Genomic DNA, 19780 nt, shown 5'->3' on the forward strand with positions numbered 1-19780 from the left:
CAAGGCGGCCGTCGAGGCCGTGCAGGCCGGCGTCGGCGGCCTGATGGTGTACGGCGTGCCGCTGACCCACGACGCCGTCGGCTCCGGTGCGACCGACCCCAACGGCATTCTCAACGTGGCCCTGCGCGACCTGCGCAACGAGCTCGGCGACGACACCGTGCTGATGTCCGACCTGTGCCTCGACGAGTTCACCGACCACGGCCACTGCGGCGTGCTCGACTCCGACGGCGCCGTGGACAACGACGCCACCCTGCGCGTCTACGCCGACATGGCCATCGAGCAGGCCCGCTCCGGCGCGCACATGGTCGGCACCAGCGGCATGATGGACGGCCAGGTCGGCGTGGTCCGCGAGGCACTGGACGAGGCCGGCTACCTGGACACCGCGATCCTGGCCTACACCGCCAAGTACGCGTCGGCCTTCTACGGCCCGTTCCGCGAGGCCGTCGGGTCCCAGCTCAAGGGTGATCGCAAGACGTACCAACAGGATCCGGCCAACGCGCGGGAGGCGCTGCGCGAGCTGTCGCTGGACGTGGCCGAGGGCGCGGACATCGTGATGGTCAAGCCGGGCCTGCCGTACCTGGACGTGCTGCGGGTCGTCGCGGACAACTCCGAGGTGCCGGTCGCGGCCTACCAGGTGTCCGGCGAGTACGCGATGGTCGAGGCCGCGGCGGCCAACGGCTGGCTGGACCGGCAGCGCACCATCCTGGAGACGCTGACCTCGTTCCGCCGGGCCGGCGCCGACATGATCCTCACCTACTGGGCCGCCGAGGCCGCGCACTGGCTGTCCGCGTGACCGCTCCTCGTTCGGTCGACGTGGCGCGCTGGCTGTGGGTGGTCAGCGCGCTGCTGTCGGCCGTCCGGTCGCTGGTGGTGCTGGCCGACCGTCAGGGACTGCGCGACCAGGTCCGCGGCGTCGACCCGGCGCTGACCATGCAGCAGGTCGAGGCGGCCGTCAACGGCGAGATCCTTCTCGGCCTGCTGTTCAGCGCGGGCATCGTCGCGCTGTACGTGGTGGTGGCCAACAAGATGCGGGTCGGCAAGGCGTGGGCCCGAGTGCTGCTCACCTTCTTCGGCGTCATCTTCGTGGTGCTGGGCGCGCTGGGCATGGTCGGCCTCGCCGGCGGCCTGGCCGAGTCCCAGGGCCTCACCGTGGACCCGACCGAGGTGGCGCTGTCGGCCCTCGGGCTGGTGGTCGACGTGGCCGCGCTGGTGTCGATGTGGCTGCGCCCGTCCAACGACTACTTCCGGGCCATGGCCGCGCACATCGCGATGCCACAACAACCGCGCCAGGACCAGTTCCCGCGCTGACTGTGCTGGTGGGGCGCGTGTACGGTGCGGCCGTGACCATTGACGAATCGGGCGAGCAGGACGTCGCCCACCGGCCAAGGATCGTCAGCACCGCCGTCGTGCTCTGGTCCCTGTCGGCCGTCGTCTACCTCGGCGGGTCGGCGTGGGTGATGAGCATGCACCAGGCCCAGGTCGACGCGGCGATGGTGAACCTGCCCAAGACCATCACCCGGGACCAGGTCAGCGGGCTGCTGACCGTCGGCGAGTTCAGCGCGCTGATCATCGGAGTGCTGGCCGCGGCCGGCGTGTACCTGCTGATGAAGGCCAACCGCCGGGTGCGCATCCTGCTGACCGTGGTCGTGTTCCTGGAGCTGCTGTCCCAGCTGCTGTTCGGCCTCATCGCCGCCGGCACGCTGCTGGGCGTGCTCGGCCTGCTGCTGCTGTACCTGCCGCGCTCCAACGCCTACTTCGCCGAGCTCAAGCGCCTGGCGGTGTGACCGTTCGCTATGCCGAGCCCGGCTCGTCGTTCTGGCCGGTGCTGTGGGCGCCGGGCTTCGCGCTGCTGGGCCTCGGCGTCGAGGCGATGACCGGCACGGTGCACGTGCTGGGCTGGGCGCTGGCGGCGGTGCTGCTCGCGGGCGTGTGGGCGCTCTGGGTGGCCGCCCGCCGCCGGCTGCGGTCCGTGTCGCTCACGGACGAGGTGCTGCGCCTGGGCGAGGAAGAGCTGCCGGTCGCGGACATCGCCGCCGTCGAGGAGGAGGAGCCCGAGGCGGCCAAGGTGCTCGGCGGCGGCTGGGGCACGCCCAAGGGCACCGGCGCGGTCCCGCTGCGACTGAAGGACGGCAAGATCGTGCTGGCCTGGGCCCGTCGCCCGGACGAGCTGAGGGCGGCGCTACAGGCCATGTTGGCGGCGTGAGACGCTGGTGTGCATGAGCAGCCCCCGGTTGAACCAGCCGTGGCGCGCCGCGGTGGCGGGCGGCCTGGTGGTCGTCGCCGCGCTCGCGGTGCTGGCCGCGGTGTGGAGCTGGCAGCACGGGATCGTCACGTACGACCTCCCGGCCGGCCAGGGCACACCGGAGCTGGTGTCGACCCGCTTCGTCGGCAGCTGGATGGCCGGCGCGGTCGGCCTGGGCACGCTGGCGGCGCTGCTGCTGGTCGGCGCCGGCCGGCAGCTGGTGCTGGCCCTGCGCACCCGTGACAGCAATCCGCTGCCGCCGGTGCAGTCCGCGGAGCCCCCGGCCGCCTAGATCTTGGGCAGCACCGGCGGCGCGGGCAGCACCGGCCAGGTCCGCGGGGTCGACGGCCCGCCGGCCATGCGCAGCGCCAGCTCGATGTAGCGGCGGTGCATCTCGGTCGGCGTGAGCGAACCGTCGTCACGGAACCACTCGCTGATCAGCCCGCACATGTCCAACACCGCCCGCGCGGTGGTGGCCGCGGAGCCGCCGACGAGGTCGAAGACGCCGGCTTCCTGTCCGGCGGTGAGGACATCGGCCAGCTCGTCGCGCAGGCGGCGGCGGCTGGCGTTCACATCCTCCAGCCGGGCGCCGGTGAGCCAGCGGTACTCGTGGTTGCCGACCCGCGAGCGCTCCCGGTACTGCGCGTGGGCGGCGACGTGCACCGCGACCAGGGCGGCGTACTGGTCGACCGGATCGTCGCCGGCGGTGGCGCGGGCCCGGCTGGTGTGCCGTTCGAGCTCGGCGTGGATGTCCAGCACCAGGACGTACAGCAGCTCGTCCTTGGACGGGAAGTGGTTGTACAGCGCGCCCTGGGTGAAGCCGCAGGCCTGGGTGATCTCCTTCACGGAGGTGGCCAGGAAGCCGCGCTCGTAGAACAGCGTGGTGGCCGCGGCCAGCAGTCTGTCGCGGGACCGCAGGGTCTCCACACTCGTCATCGGTCAATAGTCGCCCACTTGACCGCGGCGGCGGACAACCGGTAGGACGTCCCGGGGTATATGAACGGTCATTTACCGTACGAACGTGAAGGGTCCACGTTGTCCTCCACTCGACTTGTCGCCTTGACCGCCGTGCTCGCCCTGGCGCTGACCGCCTGCTCCGGAATGTCGGGCACACCGAAGCCGACCAAGTCCTCGGTGGACTACAGCGCGCAGGCCATGCAGGCCACCCAGGCCGCCATCAGCGGCACCTACCACGAGCCCTCGGCCCAGCCTCGGCCCGCGGCCCCGGGCAAGAAGCTGGCGGTCATCTCCTCCGGCCAGAACGCGATCAGTTCGGTGGTGCCGGCCAACGCCGTGCTGGAGGCGGCCAAGGCGATCGGCTGGGACGCCCAGATCTACGACGGCAAGCTGAACCCGCAGTCCTGGCCCGAGCTGGTGGAGCAGGCGGTGACCAGCGGCGTGTCCGGCATCGTGCTGGTGGCGGTGGACTGCCCGGTGGTGGCCAAGCCGCTGGCCGAGGCCAAGGCCAAGGGCATCAAGGTGGTCGGCATCTTCGCCTTCGACTGCAACGACCCGCTGTTCGGCGGCAACGGCCCGTCGCTGTTCAGCTCGTACGTCGACTTCGGGCCGCCGGTCAACCGCAACATCGACGACTTCTCCGACCTCTACGGCGCCGACCAGGCCAACACCATCATCGCCCAGACCAACGGGTCGGCCAAGGTGGTGCTGGTGACCGACAACGAGTTCACCTCGATCCGGCACGTCATCCAGGGCTTCCGCAACACCATCGCCAAGTGCGCCACCTGTTCCGTCGTCGGCGAGGTGGACATCAAGGCCGCCGACCTGACCGGGCCCAACGCCGAGGCGGAGGTGGAGAAGGCGCTGCGCGACCACCCGGACGCCAACGCCGTGAAGAGCCCGTACACCGCGGCCACGCTGGCCGCGGTGAGCCCGGCGGTGATGAAGGTCAACCGCGCGGCCTCGCTGTACGTCATGGGCGGCGAGGGTTTCGAGCCGGAGCTCGACCTGATCCGCAAGCACCAGGGCGTCTCGGCGGTCACCATCATCCCGTCCGACTGGTACGGCTGGGCCGCGGTCGACACCGTCAACAGCCTGTTCCTCGGCCGGGAGCCGGCCGACTCGGGACTGGGCTGGCAGCTGATCGACGACGAGGTGAACCCGCCGTCCAACAACGCCTACAAGCCGACAATCGACTTCCGCAGCGCATATCGGGCGGCCTGGGGAAAGACCGGCTGAGCCACCTTCAGGCAACTCACAGGCAGCGTCCAGTCTGGTGACAGGGTGAACACAGAAGATCGGAGGTGGACACCGCCCTGGGGCATGGAAGCTGCCGCGCTCCCCCAGGCAGGGAAGCGAGCAGAGTGAGGAACCCGTGTTGTCGAGATTTCGACTGCGCCTGACCAGACGGCGGGTGATCATCATCGTGGCCGCCGTGGTGGTGGCCACCGGCGGTGGCGTGGCGTGGGCCGCGACCAGACCGGCCGCCGACGCCACGACGACGTCCTTCGCCACCGCGACCACCGCGACGCTGAAGCAGACCGTCTCGTCGTCCGGCACCATCCAGCCGGCCCAGCAGCAGAACCTGAACTTCGCCGTCTCCGGCCAGGTCACCGGGGTCACCGCGACCGTGGGCCAGCAGGTGACCGCCGGCCAGGCCCTGGCCACCGTGAACTCCGCGGCGCTGGCCGCGAACGTCGCCGAGGCGCAGGCGACCGTGTCCACCGACCAGGCCCGGCTGAGCTCGGACCAGACGGCCGGCGCCTCCAGCGCGCAGATCGCCGCCGACCAGGCCGCGGTCACCGCCGCGCAGAACTCCCTGACCAACGCCCAGAACGCCCTGGGCGAAGCCACGCTCACCTCGCCCATCGACGGCACGGTCGCATCCGTGAACCTGACGGTGGGTCAACAGGTTTCCGGCGGCAGCACGTCGTCGAACGGCTCGGGCTCGGGCGAACGTACAAATTATTTATAGCACACTCACGTCTATGCATCCGACCTCCTCAACCATACTCAGTTTGCATACAGCCAAGCTTCTCGTAGCTACGTACCCCAGGAATGATAGTATGCGGCATAAAGTATCCACTGGACAACAGAAGGCAAGATTCTCATCCCCTAACACCCGCTGGCCTCCGGCCTAGTATCCCACCCGGGTCTGTCAACCGTTTAGTGGTGTATTGAAAGGTTCCTTCTATCTGATCACTTTGAGCGGCGCTCAAGTTATTTAGCCCGCTCAGTACAGTCAAACCCAAAATATAGACATGTAGCATGACGGGGGTTTTAATTAGTGTAGGGCGCTGACTCTCTGTTCTGCTGCTAACTCACTCAAAGAGCGCGCTGACCTGACTTCATCACCTCGGTGGCGATGCTGGCCAGCTCCTCGGCCACGGTCCCGAGCTACCCGGTGACCATCGCCGTCACCGGCACGCCGACCGGCCTGCACCCGGGGGCCAGCGCGACCGTGGCCATCACGGTCAAGCAGGTCACCGACGCCGTGGTCGTGCCGACGGCCGCGATCCACTACGAGGGCGGCAATGCCGTCGTCTACCAGATGTCCGACGGCAAGCAGGTCTCCAAGCAGGTCACCACCGGCATGACGTCCGGCGGCCAGACCCAGATCGTCAGCGGCCTCAACGACGGCGACCAGATCGTGGCACCCAGCCGTGGCACCGGAACCGGCACCACCCGGGGCGGCACCGGGACCGGCACCGGCGGAACCGGCCGCGGCGGCTTCGGCGGCGGCACGGGCGGTTTCGGGGGCGGGGCCGGCGGCTTCGGCGGTGGAGCCGGTGGTTTCGGTGGCGGCGGACGCGGCGGCGGCGCGACCGGCGGGGCCCCGCAGGGGAACGGCGGCTGAGCCATGAGCCTCGACATGACCACGCCGATCCCACCGGTGATCGGCGGGCCGAAGACGGTCATCGGCATCCAGGACGTCACCAAGATCTACCAGACCGGCTCGGTGGAGGTGGCCGCGCTCGGCGGCGTCTCGCTCCGTATCGACGAGGGCGAGTACGTGGCGATCATGGGGCCCTCGGGCTCCGGCAAGTCCACCCTGATGCACATCATCGGCTGCCTGGACGTGGCCACTGCCGGCAGCTACTTCCTGGCCGGCGAGGACGTGAGCGGGCTGTCCGAGAACGAGCTGGCGGTGATCCGCAACAAGCGCATCGGCTTCGTGTTCCAGCAGTTCAACCTGCTCACCTCGCTCACCGCCTGGCGCAACGTCGAGCTGCCGCTGAGCTACGCCGGCGTGCCCAAGGCCGAGCGCAAGCGGCGGGCCGTCGCCGAGCTGGAGCGAGTGGGCCTCGGCGACCGCGTGGAGCACAAGCCGACCGAGCTCTCCGGCGGCCAGCAGTCCCGCGTGGCGCTGGCCCGGGCCCTGGTCAACGCGCCGTCGCTGATCCTGGCCGACGAGCCGACCGGCGCGCTGGACTCCAAGGCCACCGCCGACGTGCTCAACGTCTTCTCCGACCTGCACCGCGCCGGCCACACCATCGTGCTCATCACGCACGAGGAGGACGTCGCCGCCCGCGCGCAGCGGGTCGTGCGGCTGCGGGACGGGTTCATCGAGTCGGACACCAGCAACCTTGTCGGGGGTGCCTGATGGGATGGCTGGAAACGCTGCGGACCAGTTGGGACGCAATCAGATCGCACCGCCTGCGGTCCGGGCTGACCATGCTCGGCATCCTCATCGGCATCGCGGCCGTGATCCTCACCGTCGGCCTCGGTGAAGGGGCGCAGCAGCAGGTCAGCAGCGCCATCAACGCCCTGGGCACCAACCTGCTCGTCGTCACGCCGGGCAGCTCGACCACCGGCGGCGTGCGCGGCGGCTCCGGCACCTCGGTGTCGCTGACCGCCAGCGACGCGACGGCGTTGGGGGACAAGTCGGTCGCGCCGGACATCCAGGCCGTGGCCCCGAGCAACAGCCGCTCCGAGTCGCTGACCGCCGGCTCCACCAACTGGACGACCTCGGTCGTCGGCACCACCCCGGACTGGCTGGGCGTGCGGGCGCGAACCGTTGACGTGGGACGGTTCCTCACCAATCAGGACATCAGCGGCGAAGCGGCCAACGTCGTGCTCGGCCCGTCGACCGCCCAGGAGCTGTTCGGCGGGGCCGATCCCGTCGGCCGCACGGTGACGATCGGGAACATTCCCTTCACGGTGGTCGGCGTGCTGGCTTCCGAGGGAACCTCGTCCGCGCAGAACCAGGACGACCAGGCCGTGGTGCCGATCAGCACCGCCTCCGACCGGATCTTCGGCGGGTCGACCCGGACCTCCGTACAGTCGATATACGTGGAAGCGACGTCCGCGGACACCCTGTCGGCCGCCTACCAGGAGGCCAACCAGGAGCTGCTGACCCTGCACCACGTGACCGACCCGACCGCCGCCGACTTCACCATCGCCAGCCAGGAGTCGCTGCTGTCCACCGCGACCTCGGTCAGCAAGACGCTGACCATCCTGCTCGGCGGCGTGGCCGCGCTGTCCCTGCTGGTCGGCGGGATCGGGGTCATGAACATCATGCTGGTGTCGGTGACCGAGCGGATCCGCGAGATCGGCCTGCGCAAGGCGCTGGGCGCGAGCCCCACCCTGATCCGCCGGCAGTTCCTGGTCGAGGCGTCCGTGCTCGGCCTGGCCGGCGGCCTGCTGGGCGCGCTGCTGGGGATCGTGGGCGCGCTGGTGCTGCCGGGGCTGATCTCGTCCACCATCACCGTGTCCCCGACCGCGACCGTGCTGGCCATCCTGACCTCGATCGCCATCGGCATGGCCTTCGGCGTGTACCCGGCCAGCCGGGCCGCCCGCCTGGCCCCGATCGACGCACTCCGTAGCGAATGAGCTGGAGCCCAACGATGTCCGTGCAGATCCGCAAGGCCGCCCTCGGCGTTTTGGCCGGTGCGCTGGCGTTCACGCTGGCCGCCTGCGGCGGCTCCTCGCCCGCCGCGCCGGCCGGCAACCCCAGCGGCAAGCAGCAGACCCCGGGCGGCAACCGCAACGGCGGCGCGCCGCCCGGGGTGTTCGGCAGCATCGCCGCGGTGTCCGGCCAGACGCTCCAGGTGCAGAACCCGCAGAGCGGCCAGACCGCCGTCACCTACGACGGCTCCACCAAGATCACCAACTCGGTGGCCGGCACGCTGGCCGACGTCACCTCCGGGGCCTGCGTGAGCGTGGTCGGCACCTCCACCGGCCAGGGGCAGCCGGTCGGCGCCACCGCCGTGACGATCACCCAGGCCGGGGCCGACGGGTGCACCAGAGGCGCCAGTGCCCTCGAACACATTATACAGGGCTAGACAATCCAAGTATAAAATTCTTGTGACTTCCAGCACTCGTTCAGCATCAGGTGCGACTTCAACTCCAAGGACTAAAATGACATTCCTTAGACGCAAGAAATACGACTCACCGCCCTGCGTTGAGTAGCAGCTTGGTACAAGGGTTAGCCAAAGAGCAAGCTTAGGGCGTGGCACCTCTAGACGGCCAGCGTAGTGAGAGCGATGCACGTCATGTGAAGGCACGGAAGGAAAGCTAGTCCGTCGCAACAGTGGAACCATTCATTCGATCCAAAGGGGGTTATCGTCTACTAGTTGAGGTTTATAGCGATCTTAAGACCATAACTATTGCTCCTCCCGTCGACCCCTCTCCGCGTCGTAAATCCGGGTCCCTGGATTAAGCCAGTATCTACTTTCGCTCGCGCTAGGAGGGTTTCTTCAGCGCACGGGGACTGGGTAATGGCCCATATACCCTTCACAGTATGGGACGAACGGGAGCAGCCTGAGAAAATTAGGGAGATTAACGGCCAGTCTGAACAACATAAGGGGCGCATCCCATGACCCAACACCCGCAGCGCACGGGGCATTAGCATTCATTAAACGGGATACTCTGACTACGATAATTCTGATGCCATTAGTGGCCACTTCAGCTGCGCGCTTCCAGCTTCGGCGACGACGTACACCAAGACCGTCACCGCCGATCCCGCCCGCGCTCGTCGTGGGCGCATGCGTTGCGGCGCAAGGGAAGGCCGACGACACCGGCGCGGTGGCGGCGACCTCCATCGCCGTCAGCAAGGCCGGTCCCAACGGCTGCACCGGTGGCTTCCGTGGCGGTCGCGGCGGTTTCGGCGGCGGCCGGGGCGGCGGCAACGGTGGGGGTAACGGCGGCGGCGGTAATGGTGGTGGCAATGGCAACGGCTGAGCCGAAAAGACGAGGGTTCCGCCGCCGGGTGGTGATCGGCATCGTGGTGCTGGTCCTGCTCGGGGCGGGGCGGCGGCCTACGCCGCGACCAGGAGCGACGTCCCCTCGTATCGGACCACCACCGCCGGCCCGGCCAAGGTCACGTCGGTGCTCACCGGCACCGGCACCGTGCAGCCGGTTTCCCAGGCCACGGTGAGCTTCCCGGTCACCGGGCAGGTCGCGACCGTGAGCGTGAAGCAGGGCGACACGGTGACTTCCGGGCAGGTGCTGGCGCAGCTGAACACCACCACCCTGTCGGGCCAGCTCAGCTCGGCCCAGTCCACTTTGGCCACCGCGCAGGCCAAGCTGGCGGCCGACCAGAACAGCCAGACCACGGTCGTGCCGACCCCGTCGACGCCTTCGGGCGGGGGATCGGGCGGGGGCTCGTCGTCCAAGCTCACCCCGTTGCTGAAGTCCATCTCCACCGGGCAGAACGCGGTGCGCGGGGCGCAGCAGAAGGTGGACGCCGACCTCAAGCTGGCCGGCGCGGCGCTGAAGCAGGCGCAGACGACCTGCCCGGACATCATCAAGCAGCTCGGGTCCACTCCGCCTGCGGGGACCACTGATCCGACTTCGACGTCGACCTCCACCCAGCCGACGTCCACCACCCCGCCCCCGCCGGCCGCGCCGCCGGTGAGCGTCACCGACTGCACCGATCTGTTGCAGCAGGTTCAGGACGCGCAGGCCAAGACCGCCGCCGACGAGACCGCGCTCAGCCAGGCCGAGGCGTCGCTGTCGACGGCCCTCGGCCAGGCGGCGACCGCCGTGCAGCAGTCGTCCTCGTCTTCTTCCTCGACCGCAACGAAAACGCCCTCTGGTGGCACCGGCGGCAGCCAAGGCGGATCTCGTGGCGGCTCGTCGACGCCGCCCTCGGCCGACCAGATCGCCGCCGACCAGGCGTCCGTCGACGCGGCCGACGCGCAACTGGCCGCCAACCAGCAGAACCTGGCCGCGGCCAGCCTGGTCAGCCCGATCGACGGCACCGTCGCCCAGGTCGACCTGGCCAGCGGCCAGAGCGCCTCGGCCAACTCGACCACCGCCAAGATCGTGGTCATCGGGACCGGCGGCAACCAGGTCACCACCTCGGTCAACGACAACCAGGTCGGCCAGGTCAAGCCCGGGCAGCCGGCCACCGTCACCCCCGACGGCGCGGGCAAGCCGCTGACCGGCAAGGTCGTCGCCATCGGCGCGCTGGCCAGCACCACCACCGGTGGCGCGTCCGGCTTCCCGGTGACGATCTCCCTGGACGGCGGCGGCACCGGCCTGTTCGCCGGCTCCACCGCGACCGTGGCGATCACGCTCGGCAGCGCCCAGGCCGCCGTCACCGTGCCGACCTCGGCCGTGCACACCCTCGGCGCCACCAGCTTCGTGACGACGCTGGTGGACGGCACGCCGGCCAGCAAGCGGGTCACCGTCGGCGTGATCGGCGCGACCGTCACCCAGATCACCGGCGGCATCAACGCCGGTGACGAGGTCGTGCTGGCCGACCTGAGCCAGGCCCTGCCGTCGGCCACCACCGGCGCCGGCGCCCGCGGCTTGACAGGCGGCGGCGGAGGCTTCCGCCCAGGTGGGACGGGCACTGCGGGTGGCGGCGGCGCGACAGGAGGCCGGGGCGGCAGGTGAAGCCCGACACGCTCGGTTCCGGGGTGGAGCAGTATGTGCCTATGCCCGAGCCAAGCAAGCGCAGCCGGCTGCTCGTCGTCGAGGACGAGCCGAGCATCAGGGAGCTGCTCGCCGCGAGCCTTCGGTTCGCCGGATTCGACGTGGACACCGCGTCCACCGGCACCGACGCGCTGCGCAGCGTCGAGCGGGAGCGGCCGGACCTGATCCTGCTCGACGTGATGCTGCCCGACCGGGACGGCTTCGAGGTCGTGCGGCGGCTGCGCTCGGGCGGGCTGGGCGTGCCGGTGCTGTTCCTGACCGCGCGGGACGGGGCCGAGGACAAGATCACCGGGCTGACCATCGGCGGCGACGACTACGTCACCAAGCCGTTCAGCCTGGAGGAGGTCATCGCCCGGGTCAACGCGGTGCTGCGGCGGACCAAGGCGCAGCCGGAGCCGCCGGACAACCGGCTGCGCTACGCCGATCTGGAGCTGGAGGTGGACAGCCACGAGGTGCGCCGGGCCGGGCGCCTCGTGCAGCTGTCGCCGACCGAGTTCAAGCTGCTGCACTTCCTGCTGCGCAACGCCGGCCGGGTGCTGTCCAAGGCACAGATCCTGGACCAGGTGTGGCACTACGACTTCAACGGCGAGGCCGGCGTGGTCGAGTCGTACATCTCCTACCTGCGCCGCAAGGTGGACGACGTGGAGCCGCGCCTGATCCACACCGTCCGCGGCGTCGGCTACGTGCTGCGGCAGTCCACGACATGACTCGCGTCCTGAAGTGGTTCCGCGGCTACTTCGGCCGCATGCCGCTGCGGGTGCACCTGGTGTCCGGCCTGGTGCTGCTGGTCGCGGTGGCGCTGTTCGGGGCCTGGTTCATCACGTCCAAGGTCCTGGAGAACTACCTCTACGGCCAGATGGACAACCGGCTGCACACCATGCTGGTGTCCACCCAGCGGCAGGCCCAGGACGGCATCGACCGGCCGCGGCCCCCCGGGTTCCGGCCCGGCTTCCGGCTGCCCGGCCGCAGCCTGGTCGTGTTGCGCACACCCACCGACTCCCGCGAGCTGACCACGCCCTCGGACGACGGCAGCTCCCGGCCGGAGCTGCCGCCGATGGGTCAGCTGGCCGAGGGCTCGGCCGTGACGCTGCTGTCGCAGAACGACGGCGGCCCGCGTTGGCGGGTGCAGGCCTCGCGGCAGGGCGACATCGAGATCGTGGTCGCCACCGACCAGCGCGACCTGGACACCGCCGTGACCGACATGCGGATCCGGTCGCTGATGATCTGCCTCGGGGCCCTGGTCCTGGTCGCCGGGCTCGGTTATGCCTTGGTGCGCGGCAGCATGCGGCCGCTGGAGGAGGTCGAGCAGACCGCCGACGTCATCGCCACCGGCGAGCTCTCCCGGCGTGTTCCGGTGCGGCGGCCGGGCAGCGAGGTCGGGCGGCTGGCCAACTCCCTCAACGTGATGCTGGGGCGCATCGAGGAGGCTTTCACCGCCCGGCAGCAGTCCGAGGAGGCCGCCCGCCGCTCGGAGAACCGGATGCGGCAGTTCGTCGCCGACGCCTCGCACGAGCTGCGGACCCCGCTCACCTCCATCCGTGGCTACGCCGAGCTGTACCGGCAGGGCGCGGTCACCTCCACCGCCGAGGTCGCCGAGGTGCTCGGCCGCATCGAGGACCAGGCTGCCCGGATGGGGCTGCTGGTCGAGGACCTCTTACTGCTGGCCCGGCTCGACCAGCAGCGCCCGCTGGAGCAGCGGGTGGTCGACCTGACCGTGATCGCCGTGGATGCCGTGCACGACGCCCGGGTGCTCGACCCCGACCGGAAGATCGGGCTGCACCTCGACGTGGCCATCGATCCCGACGAGGAGGAGGGCAGCGCCCTCACCGTGCTCGGCGACGAGGCCCGGCTCCGCCAGGTGCTCAGCAACCTGGTCAACAACGCCATCACCCACACCCCCGCCGCCACCCCCGTCGACGTCCGCCTGTCCCGCCGCGACGACGCCGGTCGGCCCATGGCCGTCGTCGAGGTCTCCGACCAGGGCCCCGGTCTCACCGGCGAGCAGACCGAGCGCATCTTCGAGCGCTTCTACCGCGCCGACGCCGTCCGCAGCCGCGAGAACGGCGGCACCGGCCTGGGCCTGGCCATCGTCGCCGCCCTGGTCGCCGCCCACGGCGGTCGCGTCGAGCTGGACACCGCCCCCGGCGACGGCGCCACCTTCCGCGTCCTCCTACCCCAACAACCCTGACCCCCGCGAGTCACGCTCTGCGGCACACCGAAATGCGGTTTCGAGCAGATCAGCGGCCTCGCCCCGAGGGGCGGGCCCGGGTGCGGTCGCGCCTTGGCGGCTCAACCACCGCCCGGCCGGGTCGTCCTCGTGGGTATGCGAACCGTCTGGATCACCGCCGCGCTGGTGCCGGCTCCCGGCACCGTCGCCGTGACGGTGTCACCGTGGCGAACCGCCGCCGCGGAACGCGGCGCAACAGCACTGTGACGGCGGCCACGTGGCGTCACCTGTAAGACTGGAGGTCGTGACGATCGAGCAAGCAGCCAGCGTGGACACCTCCCGTGCGCTGTTCGACCGGGCGGCCAAGGCGACGCCGGGCGGGGTCAACTCGCCGGTGCGGGCCTTCCACTCGGTCGGCGGCACGCCCCGATTCATGGTTCGCGGCGAGGGCCCGCACCTGTGGGACGCCGACGGGAACCGGTACGTCGACCTGGTCAGCTCGTGGGGCCCGATGATCCTGGGCCACGCCCACCCTGAGGTCGTGGCGGCGGTGCAGCGGGCGGCGTCGGCGGGCCTGTCCTTCGGCACGCCGACCGAGGGCGAGGTGCTGTTGGCCGAGGAGCTGATCGCCCGCGTCGCGCCGGTGGAGCAGGTGCGCCTGGTCAACTCCGGCACCGAGGCGACGATGAGCGCGATCCGGCTGGCCCGGGGCTTCACCGGCCGCCGCAAGATCGTCAAGTTCGCCGGCTGCTACCACGGTCACGTCGACGCGCTGCTGGCCCAGGCCGGCTCGGGCGTGGCGACGCTGGGCCTGCCGACGACGCCCCGGTGTCACCGGCGCGCAGGCGGCCGACACGATCGTGCTGCCCTACAATGACATCGAGGCCGTCAAGGCGGCGTTCGAGGCCAACGAGGGCGAGATCGCGGCGATCATCACCGAGGCGGCGGCGGGCAACATGGGCGCGGTGGCGCCGGATCCCGGCTTCAACGCGGCCCTGCGCGAGGCCTGCCACACAGGAGGCGCGCTGCTGATCATGGACGAGGTGATGACCGGCTTCCGTGTCTCCAAGGCCGGTTGGTACGGCCTGGAGCACGTGCCGGGCGACCTCTACACGTTCGGCAAGGTGATGTCGGGCGGCCTGCCGGCGGCGGCCTTCGGCGGCCGTGCCGACGTGATGGGCAAGCTGGCCCCGAGCGGCCCGGTCTACCAGGCCGGCACGCTGTCCGGGAACCCGGTGGCGGTGGCCGTCGGCCTGACCCAGCTGCGGCTGGCCGACGACGAGGTCTACCGCAAGCTGGACCGCAACGCCCGGCTGCTGGGCGAGCTGTTCGACGACGCGCTGACCGCCGAGGGCGTGGCCCACCAGGTGCAGTACGCCGGCAACCTGGTCAGCGTCTTCTTCAGCGAGGAGCCGGTCCGCGACTACGCCGGCGCGCAGGCGGCGCAGACCTGGCGCTTCCCGCCGTTCTTCCACGCCCTGCTCGACCGGGGCGTCTACCCGCCGCCGAGCGCCTTCGAGGCGTGGTTCGTCAACGCCGCCATGGACGACGCCGCGTTCGAGGTCATCGAGCAGGCGCTGCCGCACGCCGCGGCGGCCGCCGCCGCGGCCAAGGAGGACGGCCAGTGACTCGCACTCTTGTACACCTCATGCGCCACGGCGAGGTGCACAATCCGACCGGCATCCTGTACGGCCGGCTGCCCGGATTCCGGCTGTCCGCGCAGGGCGAGAAGCAGGCCATCCGGGTCGCCGAGCACTTGGCCGACCGCGACATCGTGCACGTGGTCGCCTCGCCGCTGGAACGGGCCCAGCAGACCGCCGGCCCGATCGTCGCCTCGCACCGCCTCGAACTGGTCACCGACGACCGGCTGATCGAGGCGGACAACCAGTTCGAGGGCCTGAAGGTCTCCGTCGGCGACGGCGCGCTGCGCTCGCCGAAGCACTGGGCCCAAGCTGCGGAACCCGTTCGAGCCGTCCTGGGGCGAGCCGTACCTGAAGATCGCCCACCGGATGCTCGGCGCAGTGCACCGCGCCCGCGCCGCCGCCGCCGGCCACGAGGCCGTCTGCGTGTCGCACCAGCTCCCGGTCTGGACCACGCGTTTGTTCCTGGAGGGCAAGCACATGTGGCACGACCCGCGGAAGCGGCAGTGCTCGCTGGCTTCGCTCACCACGCTCACGTTCGAGGACGAGATGTTGGTGCGGGTCAGCTACTCGGAGCCGGCCGGCAGCACCGACCCGAGGGTCACGGGCGCATGAGCGACAAGGGAGTCGCTCGGTTCAAGCGCGTCGCCGTCGCCGTCGCCGCGATGGCCGCGCTGGCCGCCTGCACCACCGGCAAGGACGCCGTCATCCAGGGCCAGGGCACGTTCCAGTTCACTGCGCCCGGCGGGCAGACCCACATCGACTACACCGGCCAGCAACGCCAGCCGCTCAAGGAGTTGTCCGGCGACAGCCTGCTCCAGGACGGCCAGCAGGTGAAGCTGAGCGAGTACACCGGCAAGATCGTCGTGATCAACATCTGGGGCGCCTGGTGCGGACCGTGCCGCAAGGAGGCTCCGCAGCTCCAGCAGGTCTACGACGAGACCAAGGACCAGGGCGTGCAGGTGCTGGGCGTGGACGTGCGCGACGACAAGTCGGCGGCGCTGGACTTCTACCACAACGCCAAACTGGACTATCCGTCGATTTTCGACCCGCCGGGGCGGTCGCTGCTGGTGCTGCAGGGTTATCCCCGCACCACGACGCCGTCGACGCTGGTGCTCGACCGTCAGCACCGGGTGGCCTGGGTGTCGCTTTTGCCGGTTGAGCGCGACGAATTGCTGTCCAAGGTGAAGCAACTCATCGCCGAGAAGTAGGGCCCAGTTCACCGCACGTTTCCGTTCGTATGACGGGTGTTCCGAACGCTTTCGAGCAATTAACCTCGCGTTCGGTCCCGCCCCACCACGGATGGAGCATGTCCATGGCCGACTCGAACTCCCACCTCACCAGGCGTCGGTTCCTCGGCGCCGCCGTCGGAACGGTCGCGGCGGCCGGTGCGCTCGGCGCGCTGCCGCCCGGCATGGCCGAGGCGCTGGCCGAGCCCCGCCGCCGCGGCCGCATCAGCGATGTGCAGCACGTGGTCGTCCTGATGCAGGAGAACCGCTCCTTCGACCACTACTACGGCACGATGCGCGGCACCCGCGGCTTCGCCGACCGCAGCGCGGTGATCCAGGCAGGCGGCAAGGACATCTACCACCAGTACGACCTGCTGCGCAGCGACGGCAACGCGCTGCTTCCGTTCCATGTGGACACCAAAAAGGTGGACGGTCAGGACCTCGGCGACCTCGGCCACGGCTGGGACGACCAGCACCTGGCCATGAACGGCGGCGCCAACAACTCGTGGATCACCGCCAAGGGCGAGATGACCATGGGCTACTTCACCGAGCAGGACATCCCGTTCCACCGCGCGCTGGCCGACTCCTTCACCCTGTGCGACGCCTACCACTGCTCGGTGCAGGGCCCGACCACGCCCAACCGGCTGTACCTGTTCAGCGGCACCATCGACGCCGACGGCAAGTACGGCGGCCCGGTCAACTACAACCCGGCCGACTACAAGGGCGTGCTGCGCTGGACCACCTACCCCGAGCGGCTGCAGGACGCGGGCGTGTCGTGGAAGGTGTACGCAAACAAGGAGGTCGGCGACGACGGGGCGCACCCGTTCGTCGGCGACTACGGCGACAACCCGCTGTGGCTGTTCGAGCAGTACCACGCCGACTACAACAGCGAGCTGTCCCGGCGGGCCAGCGTGTTCCAGACGTGGGAGCCGGATTCCGGCAAGGGCAAGGACGTCAACCACGTGCTGTCGGACTTCATCGCCGACTGCGCGGCCGGCACGCTGCCCAAGGTGTCCTGGATCGTCGCCCCGTACGGCTACTGCGAGCACCCCGAGGCGCGCCCGGTGGACGGCGCCGCCTACACCCAGGCCGTGCTGAACGCCTTGTGGGCCAACAAGAAGCTCTGGGACAACACCGTGGTCCTGATCGACTACGACGAGAACGACGGCTTCTTCGACCACGTGCCGCCGCCGATGGCCCCGGCCGGCACGGCCGGCGAGTTCATCAGCGGCAAGTCCATCGGCCTCGGCGCCCGCGTGCCGATGACGGTGATCTCGCCGTGGAGCCGTGGCGGCTGGATCAACTCCGAGGTCGCCGACCACACCTCGGTGATCCGCTTCCTTGAGCAGTGGACCGGTGTGCACGAGCCGAACATCACCGACTGGCGTCGGGCCATCTGCGGCGACCTGACCAGCTGCTTCGACTTCGCCACGAAGAACGCCGCGATCCCGCTGCTGCCGGACACGGCCGCGCTGCGCAAGATCGCCGACGACACCGAGACCAAGCTGCCCAAGCCGGCCCCGCCGGCCACCGGCAAGCAGGTCACGCCGCTGCAGGACCAGGGCACGCGCCCGGCCCGGCCGCTGCCCTACCAGCCGGCCGCCACCACGTCGCTCTCGGCCGACAAGGGCACGCTGACCACCACCTTCGCCAACTACGGCGCCGGCGACCTCCAGCTGTGGGCGTTCCGCGCCGACGGCAAGACCGACGGCCCGTGGCAGTACGACGTGCCGGCCGGCCAGCAGGTCAGCGACACGTGGAAGATCTGGAGCTACGGCTACAAGTACAACGTCGCCGTGCACGGCCCGAACCGCTTCCGCTGGCAGTTCGCCGCCGACGTGAACAAGGCCGGCGCCATCGACGCCGTGGCCGGCTACACCTCCGACTTCAAGCTCAAGCTGGCGCTGACCAACCCCAGCGCCGCGGCCGTGAAGTTCACCGTCACGACCAACTACTACGGCAGCGGCAGGCAGAGCTTCTCGGTCGCCGCCGGCCAGACCGTCGAGCACACCTTCGCGCCGGTCGAGGGCTGGTACGACCTGAGCGTGACCATCGACGCCGACCCGGTCTTCCTGCGCCGCTACAGCGGCCACATCGAGAACGGCCGCCCCAGCATCACCGGCTGACCTTCACGCCGCCCCGCCCCCACCTCGCCCAGCCCTTCCCCTTCGCCTCTCTCCCTTTTTCTGCCACATGTGGCCCACATTCGACGCCGGAAGTCGAATGTGGGCCACATGTGGGGTCAGTTGAGGGAGGCGAGGTAGCGGTCGGTGAGGAGGTTCTGCGCCAGGCGGCCGACCGGGCCGCCCAGCTTCGCCAGAAGCGTCGCCGGGCGGGAGAACGCCGTCACCACGAACGACACCGCTCCGTCGTCGGCCCGCTCCACCACGAACGCCTCCTCGCCGCTGACCGGATGCCCCGGCAGCGTCCCGTAGGCGAAGCCCTGCCGGGTCGGCTCGTCGATGACGTGCACCACGCGGCACGGCACCTGGATCGGGCCCAACCGCAGCACCACCACGGCATCCGGCTCCACCCGGGCCGACGACGCCTGCACCCGCAGCCCAGTCGCCACCTGTGGCCGCCAGCCCAACAGCCGGTCCGCGGCCTCGTCGAAGCCGGTGGACAGCCGCACGCGACGGCTGATCGTGCGGTAACCGGCCGGCAGCGCGCCGGCGGTCGCCCCGACCTCGGCGTAGGTGAACGGGGCCGCTTTCAGCTCGGCGGCACGGGCGGCGGACAGCAGTTGGACGGTCACCGGCCCATTGTCCTTCACAAAGATCAGATGCCCCGAGGTCGCGGCCGGCAAACCGGGTAGCACATCGCGCCGAAAACGGGCGGTGACCTGCCCCGGTTGCTCGGTGACCTGGGCCACTACCTACTCTCGGTCGAGTGAACGCGCTGGCCGAGCTAGCCACGTCGGGGCCGCTGTTGCTGGCCGCGGCGGTTGCCTTGCTCGCCGGCGCGGTGTCGTTCGCCTCTCCCTGCTGCCTGCCGCTGGTGCCCGGCTACCTGGCGTACCTGGCCGGCCTGGTCGGCGCGGACGCCCCGGCGGTGAGCGCCGACGAGCCGGCCAAGGCGGGTCGCTGGCGTGTGGTCGGGGCTTCGGGGCTGTTCGTGCTGGGCTTCACCGTGGTGTTCACCATCGGCTCCGTCACGCTGTTCGGGCTGACGGATCTGTTGCTGCTGAACGCGGAGTGGCTGCAGCGCATCGGCGGCGTGGTGACGATCCTGATGGGCCTGGTGTTCGTGGGCCTGGTGCCGATGTTGCAGCGGGATCTGCGCCTGCACCGCAAGCCGCGCGTGGGCCTGCTGGGCGCGCCGGTGCTGGGCGCGGTGTTCGGGCTGGGCTGGACTCCGTGCGTCGGACCGACGCTGGGCGGGGTGCTGTCGCTGACCGCCGGCACACCGGTGGGCCCGATCGCGCTGCGCGGCATCTTCCTCATCCTGATCTTCTGCATCGGCCTGGGCGTGCCGTTCGTGCTGATCGCCATGGGCGCCCGCTGGGCGGTGCGGGTCACCGGCTGGCTGCGCCGGCACGTGCGGGGCGTCCAGCTGGCCGGCGGCGGCCTGCTCATCGTCGTGGGCGTGCTGCTGGTCTTCGGCTGTGGGGCCAGCTGCTCGCGATCATTCAGGACAACTTCGCGACGAATGGCGTCGGTGC

General features: G+C 70.2%; 19 protein-coding genes and 3 pseudogenes. 20 read left to right on the plus strand and 2 right to left on the minus strand.

The window, feature by feature from the left end:
• From hemB to KUTG_RS29435, 5 genes are all read left to right on the plus strand, one after another.
• Nucleotides 1-793: porphobilinogen synthase (hemB, locus tag KUTG_RS29415; RefSeq protein WP_043721330.1), on the plus strand; the 793-nt coding region annotated here is incomplete at its 5' end.
• A complete protein-coding gene (locus KUTG_RS29420; protein ID WP_157494849.1) occupies nucleotides 790-1308 on the plus strand; it encodes a hypothetical protein in 519 nt (172 codons plus the stop codon). The genes hemB and KUTG_RS29420, both read left to right, overlap by 4 nt.
• 32 nt (nucleotides 1309-1340) lie before the next feature.
• Nucleotides 1341-1784, plus strand: coding sequence for a hypothetical protein (locus KUTG_RS29425; RefSeq protein ID WP_157494850.1), 444 nt, complete (start codon nucleotides 1341-1343; stop codon nucleotides 1782-1784).
• Nucleotides 1781-2203: a DUF3093 family protein gene (locus KUTG_RS29430; protein ID WP_043721337.1), complete on the plus strand. Its 423-nt coding sequence runs from the start codon at nucleotides 1781-1783 to the stop codon at nucleotides 2201-2203. Before KUTG_RS29425 ends, KUTG_RS29430 begins: the two co-directional genes overlap by 4 nt.
• Nucleotides 2204-2216: 13 nt before the next feature.
• The gene (locus KUTG_RS29435; RefSeq protein ID WP_052395556.1) at nucleotides 2217-2534 is read left to right on the plus strand and encodes a hypothetical protein; all 318 of its coding nucleotides are present in this window, start codon (nucleotides 2217-2219) and stop codon (nucleotides 2532-2534) included.
• Here KUTG_RS29435 and KUTG_RS29440 read toward each other — a convergent pair.
• Nucleotides 2531-3178, minus strand: coding sequence for a TetR/AcrR family transcriptional regulator (locus KUTG_RS29440; RefSeq protein WP_084579938.1), 648 nt, complete (start codon nucleotides 3176-3178; stop codon nucleotides 2531-2533). The two genes, KUTG_RS29435 and KUTG_RS29440, sit on opposite strands and share 4 nt — an antisense overlap.
• 132 nt (nucleotides 3179-3310) lie before the next feature.
• Here KUTG_RS29440 and KUTG_RS29445 point away from each other — a divergent pair, with 132 nt between their 5' ends.
• The 14 genes and pseudogenes from KUTG_RS29445 (at nucleotide 3311) to KUTG_RS29505 (ending at nucleotide 18245) form a co-directional block, all read left to right on the plus strand.
• Nucleotides 3311-4438 carry a sugar ABC transporter substrate-binding protein gene (locus KUTG_RS29445; protein ID WP_232241496.1) on the plus strand — a complete coding sequence of 376 codons (1128 nt, stop codon included), beginning with the start codon at nucleotides 3311-3313 and terminating at the stop codon, nucleotides 4436-4438.
• Between the two features lie 139 nt (nucleotides 4439-4577).
• Nucleotides 4578-5174: an efflux RND transporter periplasmic adaptor subunit gene (locus tag KUTG_RS29450; protein WP_198047349.1), complete on the plus strand. Its 597-nt coding sequence runs from the start codon at nucleotides 4578-4580 to the stop codon at nucleotides 5172-5174.
• A 384-nt stretch (nucleotides 5175-5558) separates the two neighbouring features.
• Nucleotides 5559-6056 (plus strand): efflux RND transporter periplasmic adaptor subunit, encoded by a 498-nt coding sequence (locus KUTG_RS29455; protein ID WP_157494851.1) that lies wholly within the window; start codon nucleotides 5559-5561, stop codon nucleotides 6054-6056.
• A gap of 15 nt (nucleotides 6057-6071) precedes the next feature.
• Nucleotides 6072-6803: an ABC transporter ATP-binding protein gene (locus KUTG_RS29460; RefSeq protein ID WP_043731052.1), complete on the plus strand. Its 732-nt coding sequence runs from the start codon at nucleotides 6072-6074 to the stop codon at nucleotides 6801-6803.
• A complete protein-coding gene (locus KUTG_RS29465; RefSeq protein WP_043721341.1) occupies nucleotides 6803-8032 on the plus strand; it encodes an ABC transporter permease in 1230 nt (409 codons plus the stop codon). The genes KUTG_RS29460 and KUTG_RS29465 overlap by 1 nt, the downstream gene beginning before the upstream one ends.
• A gap of 14 nt (nucleotides 8033-8046) precedes the next feature.
• Nucleotides 8047-8484 (plus strand): hypothetical protein, encoded by a 438-nt coding sequence (locus tag KUTG_RS29470; RefSeq protein ID WP_043721343.1) that lies wholly within the window; start codon nucleotides 8047-8049, stop codon nucleotides 8482-8484.
• 694 nt (nucleotides 8485-9178) lie between these two features.
• Nucleotides 9179-9382 (plus strand): hypothetical protein, encoded by a 204-nt coding sequence (locus tag KUTG_RS54030; RefSeq protein WP_052395559.1) that lies wholly within the window; start codon nucleotides 9179-9181, stop codon nucleotides 9380-9382.
• Between the two features lie 147 nt (nucleotides 9383-9529).
• Nucleotides 9530-11044: an efflux RND transporter periplasmic adaptor subunit gene (locus KUTG_RS54035; RefSeq protein ID WP_084579944.1), complete on the plus strand. Its 1515-nt coding sequence runs from the start codon at nucleotides 9530-9532 to the stop codon at nucleotides 11042-11044.
• Nucleotides 11045-11085: 41 nt separating this feature from the next.
• Entirely contained in the window at nucleotides 11086-11790 is a 705-nt protein-coding gene (locus KUTG_RS29480) for a response regulator transcription factor (protein WP_043731054.1), read from the plus strand.
• Nucleotides 11787-13271 carry a sensor histidine kinase gene (locus tag KUTG_RS29485; protein WP_198047350.1) on the plus strand — a complete coding sequence of 495 codons (1485 nt, stop codon included), beginning with the start codon at nucleotides 11787-11789 and terminating at the stop codon, nucleotides 13269-13271. Before KUTG_RS29480 ends, KUTG_RS29485 begins: the two co-directional genes overlap by 4 nt.
• A 289-nt stretch (nucleotides 13272-13560) precedes the next feature.
• Nucleotides 13561-14878 (plus strand): annotated as a pseudogene (hemL, locus tag KUTG_RS29490) (glutamate-1-semialdehyde 2,1-aminomutase).
• A 20-nt stretch (nucleotides 14879-14898) separates the two neighbouring features.
• Nucleotides 14899-15505 (plus strand): annotated as a pseudogene (locus KUTG_RS29495) (histidine phosphatase family protein).
• Complete coding sequence (locus tag KUTG_RS29500; RefSeq protein ID WP_043721345.1) at nucleotides 15502-16101, plus strand: TlpA family protein disulfide reductase; 600 nt, start codon at nucleotides 15502-15504, stop codon at nucleotides 16099-16101. The pseudogene KUTG_RS29495 and the gene KUTG_RS29500 overlap by 4 nt, the downstream one beginning before the upstream one ends.
• A gap of 104 nt (nucleotides 16102-16205) precedes the next feature.
• Nucleotides 16206-18245, plus strand: coding sequence for a phosphocholine-specific phospholipase C (locus tag KUTG_RS29505; protein ID WP_043731056.1), 2040 nt, complete (start codon nucleotides 16206-16208; stop codon nucleotides 18243-18245).
• Nucleotides 18246-18361: 116 nt separating this feature from the next.
• Here the strand turns inward: KUTG_RS29505 and KUTG_RS29510 are convergent, their stop codons facing one another.
• Nucleotides 18362-18874 carry a DUF1990 family protein gene (locus KUTG_RS29510; RefSeq protein WP_232241024.1) on the minus strand — a complete coding sequence of 171 codons (513 nt, stop codon included), beginning with the start codon at nucleotides 18872-18874 and terminating at the stop codon, nucleotides 18362-18364.
• Nucleotides 18875-19008: 134 nt separating this feature from the next.
• Between KUTG_RS29510 and KUTG_RS29515 the strand changes: the two are divergent.
• A pseudogene (locus KUTG_RS29515) lies at nucleotides 19009-19769 on the plus strand (cytochrome c biogenesis CcdA family protein); the annotation flags it as partial.
• Between the last annotated feature and the right edge of the window lie 11 nt (nucleotides 19770-19780).

It is taken from the genome of Kutzneria sp. 744, from assembly GCF_000568255.1.
Lineage (GTDB): Bacteria > Actinomycetota > Actinomycetes > Mycobacteriales > Pseudonocardiaceae > Kutzneria.

Coding starts and splice junctions, on each gene's coding strand:
- KUTG_RS29435 (WP_052395556.1), top strand. CDS start 2,217: ATGAGCAGCCCCCGGTTGAACCAGCCGTGGCGCGCCGCGGTGGCGGGC.
- KUTG_RS29440 (WP_084579938.1), bottom strand. CDS start 3,178: ATGACGAGTGTGGAGACCCTGCGGTCCCGCGACAGACTGCTGGCCGCG.
- KUTG_RS29460 (WP_043731052.1), top strand. CDS start 6,072: ATGACCACGCCGATCCCACCGGTGATCGGCGGGCCGAAGACGGTCATC.
- KUTG_RS29465 (WP_043721341.1), top strand. CDS start 6,803: ATGGGATGGCTGGAAACGCTGCGGACCAGTTGGGACGCAATCAGATCG.
- KUTG_RS29470 (WP_043721343.1), top strand. CDS start 8,047: ATGTCCGTGCAGATCCGCAAGGCCGCCCTCGGCGTTTTGGCCGGTGCG.
- KUTG_RS29480 (WP_043731054.1), top strand. CDS start 11,086: ATGCCCGAGCCAAGCAAGCGCAGCCGGCTGCTCGTCGTCGAGGACGAG.
- KUTG_RS29485 (WP_198047350.1), top strand. CDS start 11,787: ATGACTCGCGTCCTGAAGTGGTTCCGCGGCTACTTCGGCCGCATGCCG.
- KUTG_RS29500 (WP_043721345.1), top strand. CDS start 15,502: ATGAGCGACAAGGGAGTCGCTCGGTTCAAGCGCGTCGCCGTCGCCGTC.
- KUTG_RS29505 (WP_043731056.1), top strand. CDS start 16,206: ATGGCCGACTCGAACTCCCACCTCACCAGGCGTCGGTTCCTCGGCGCC.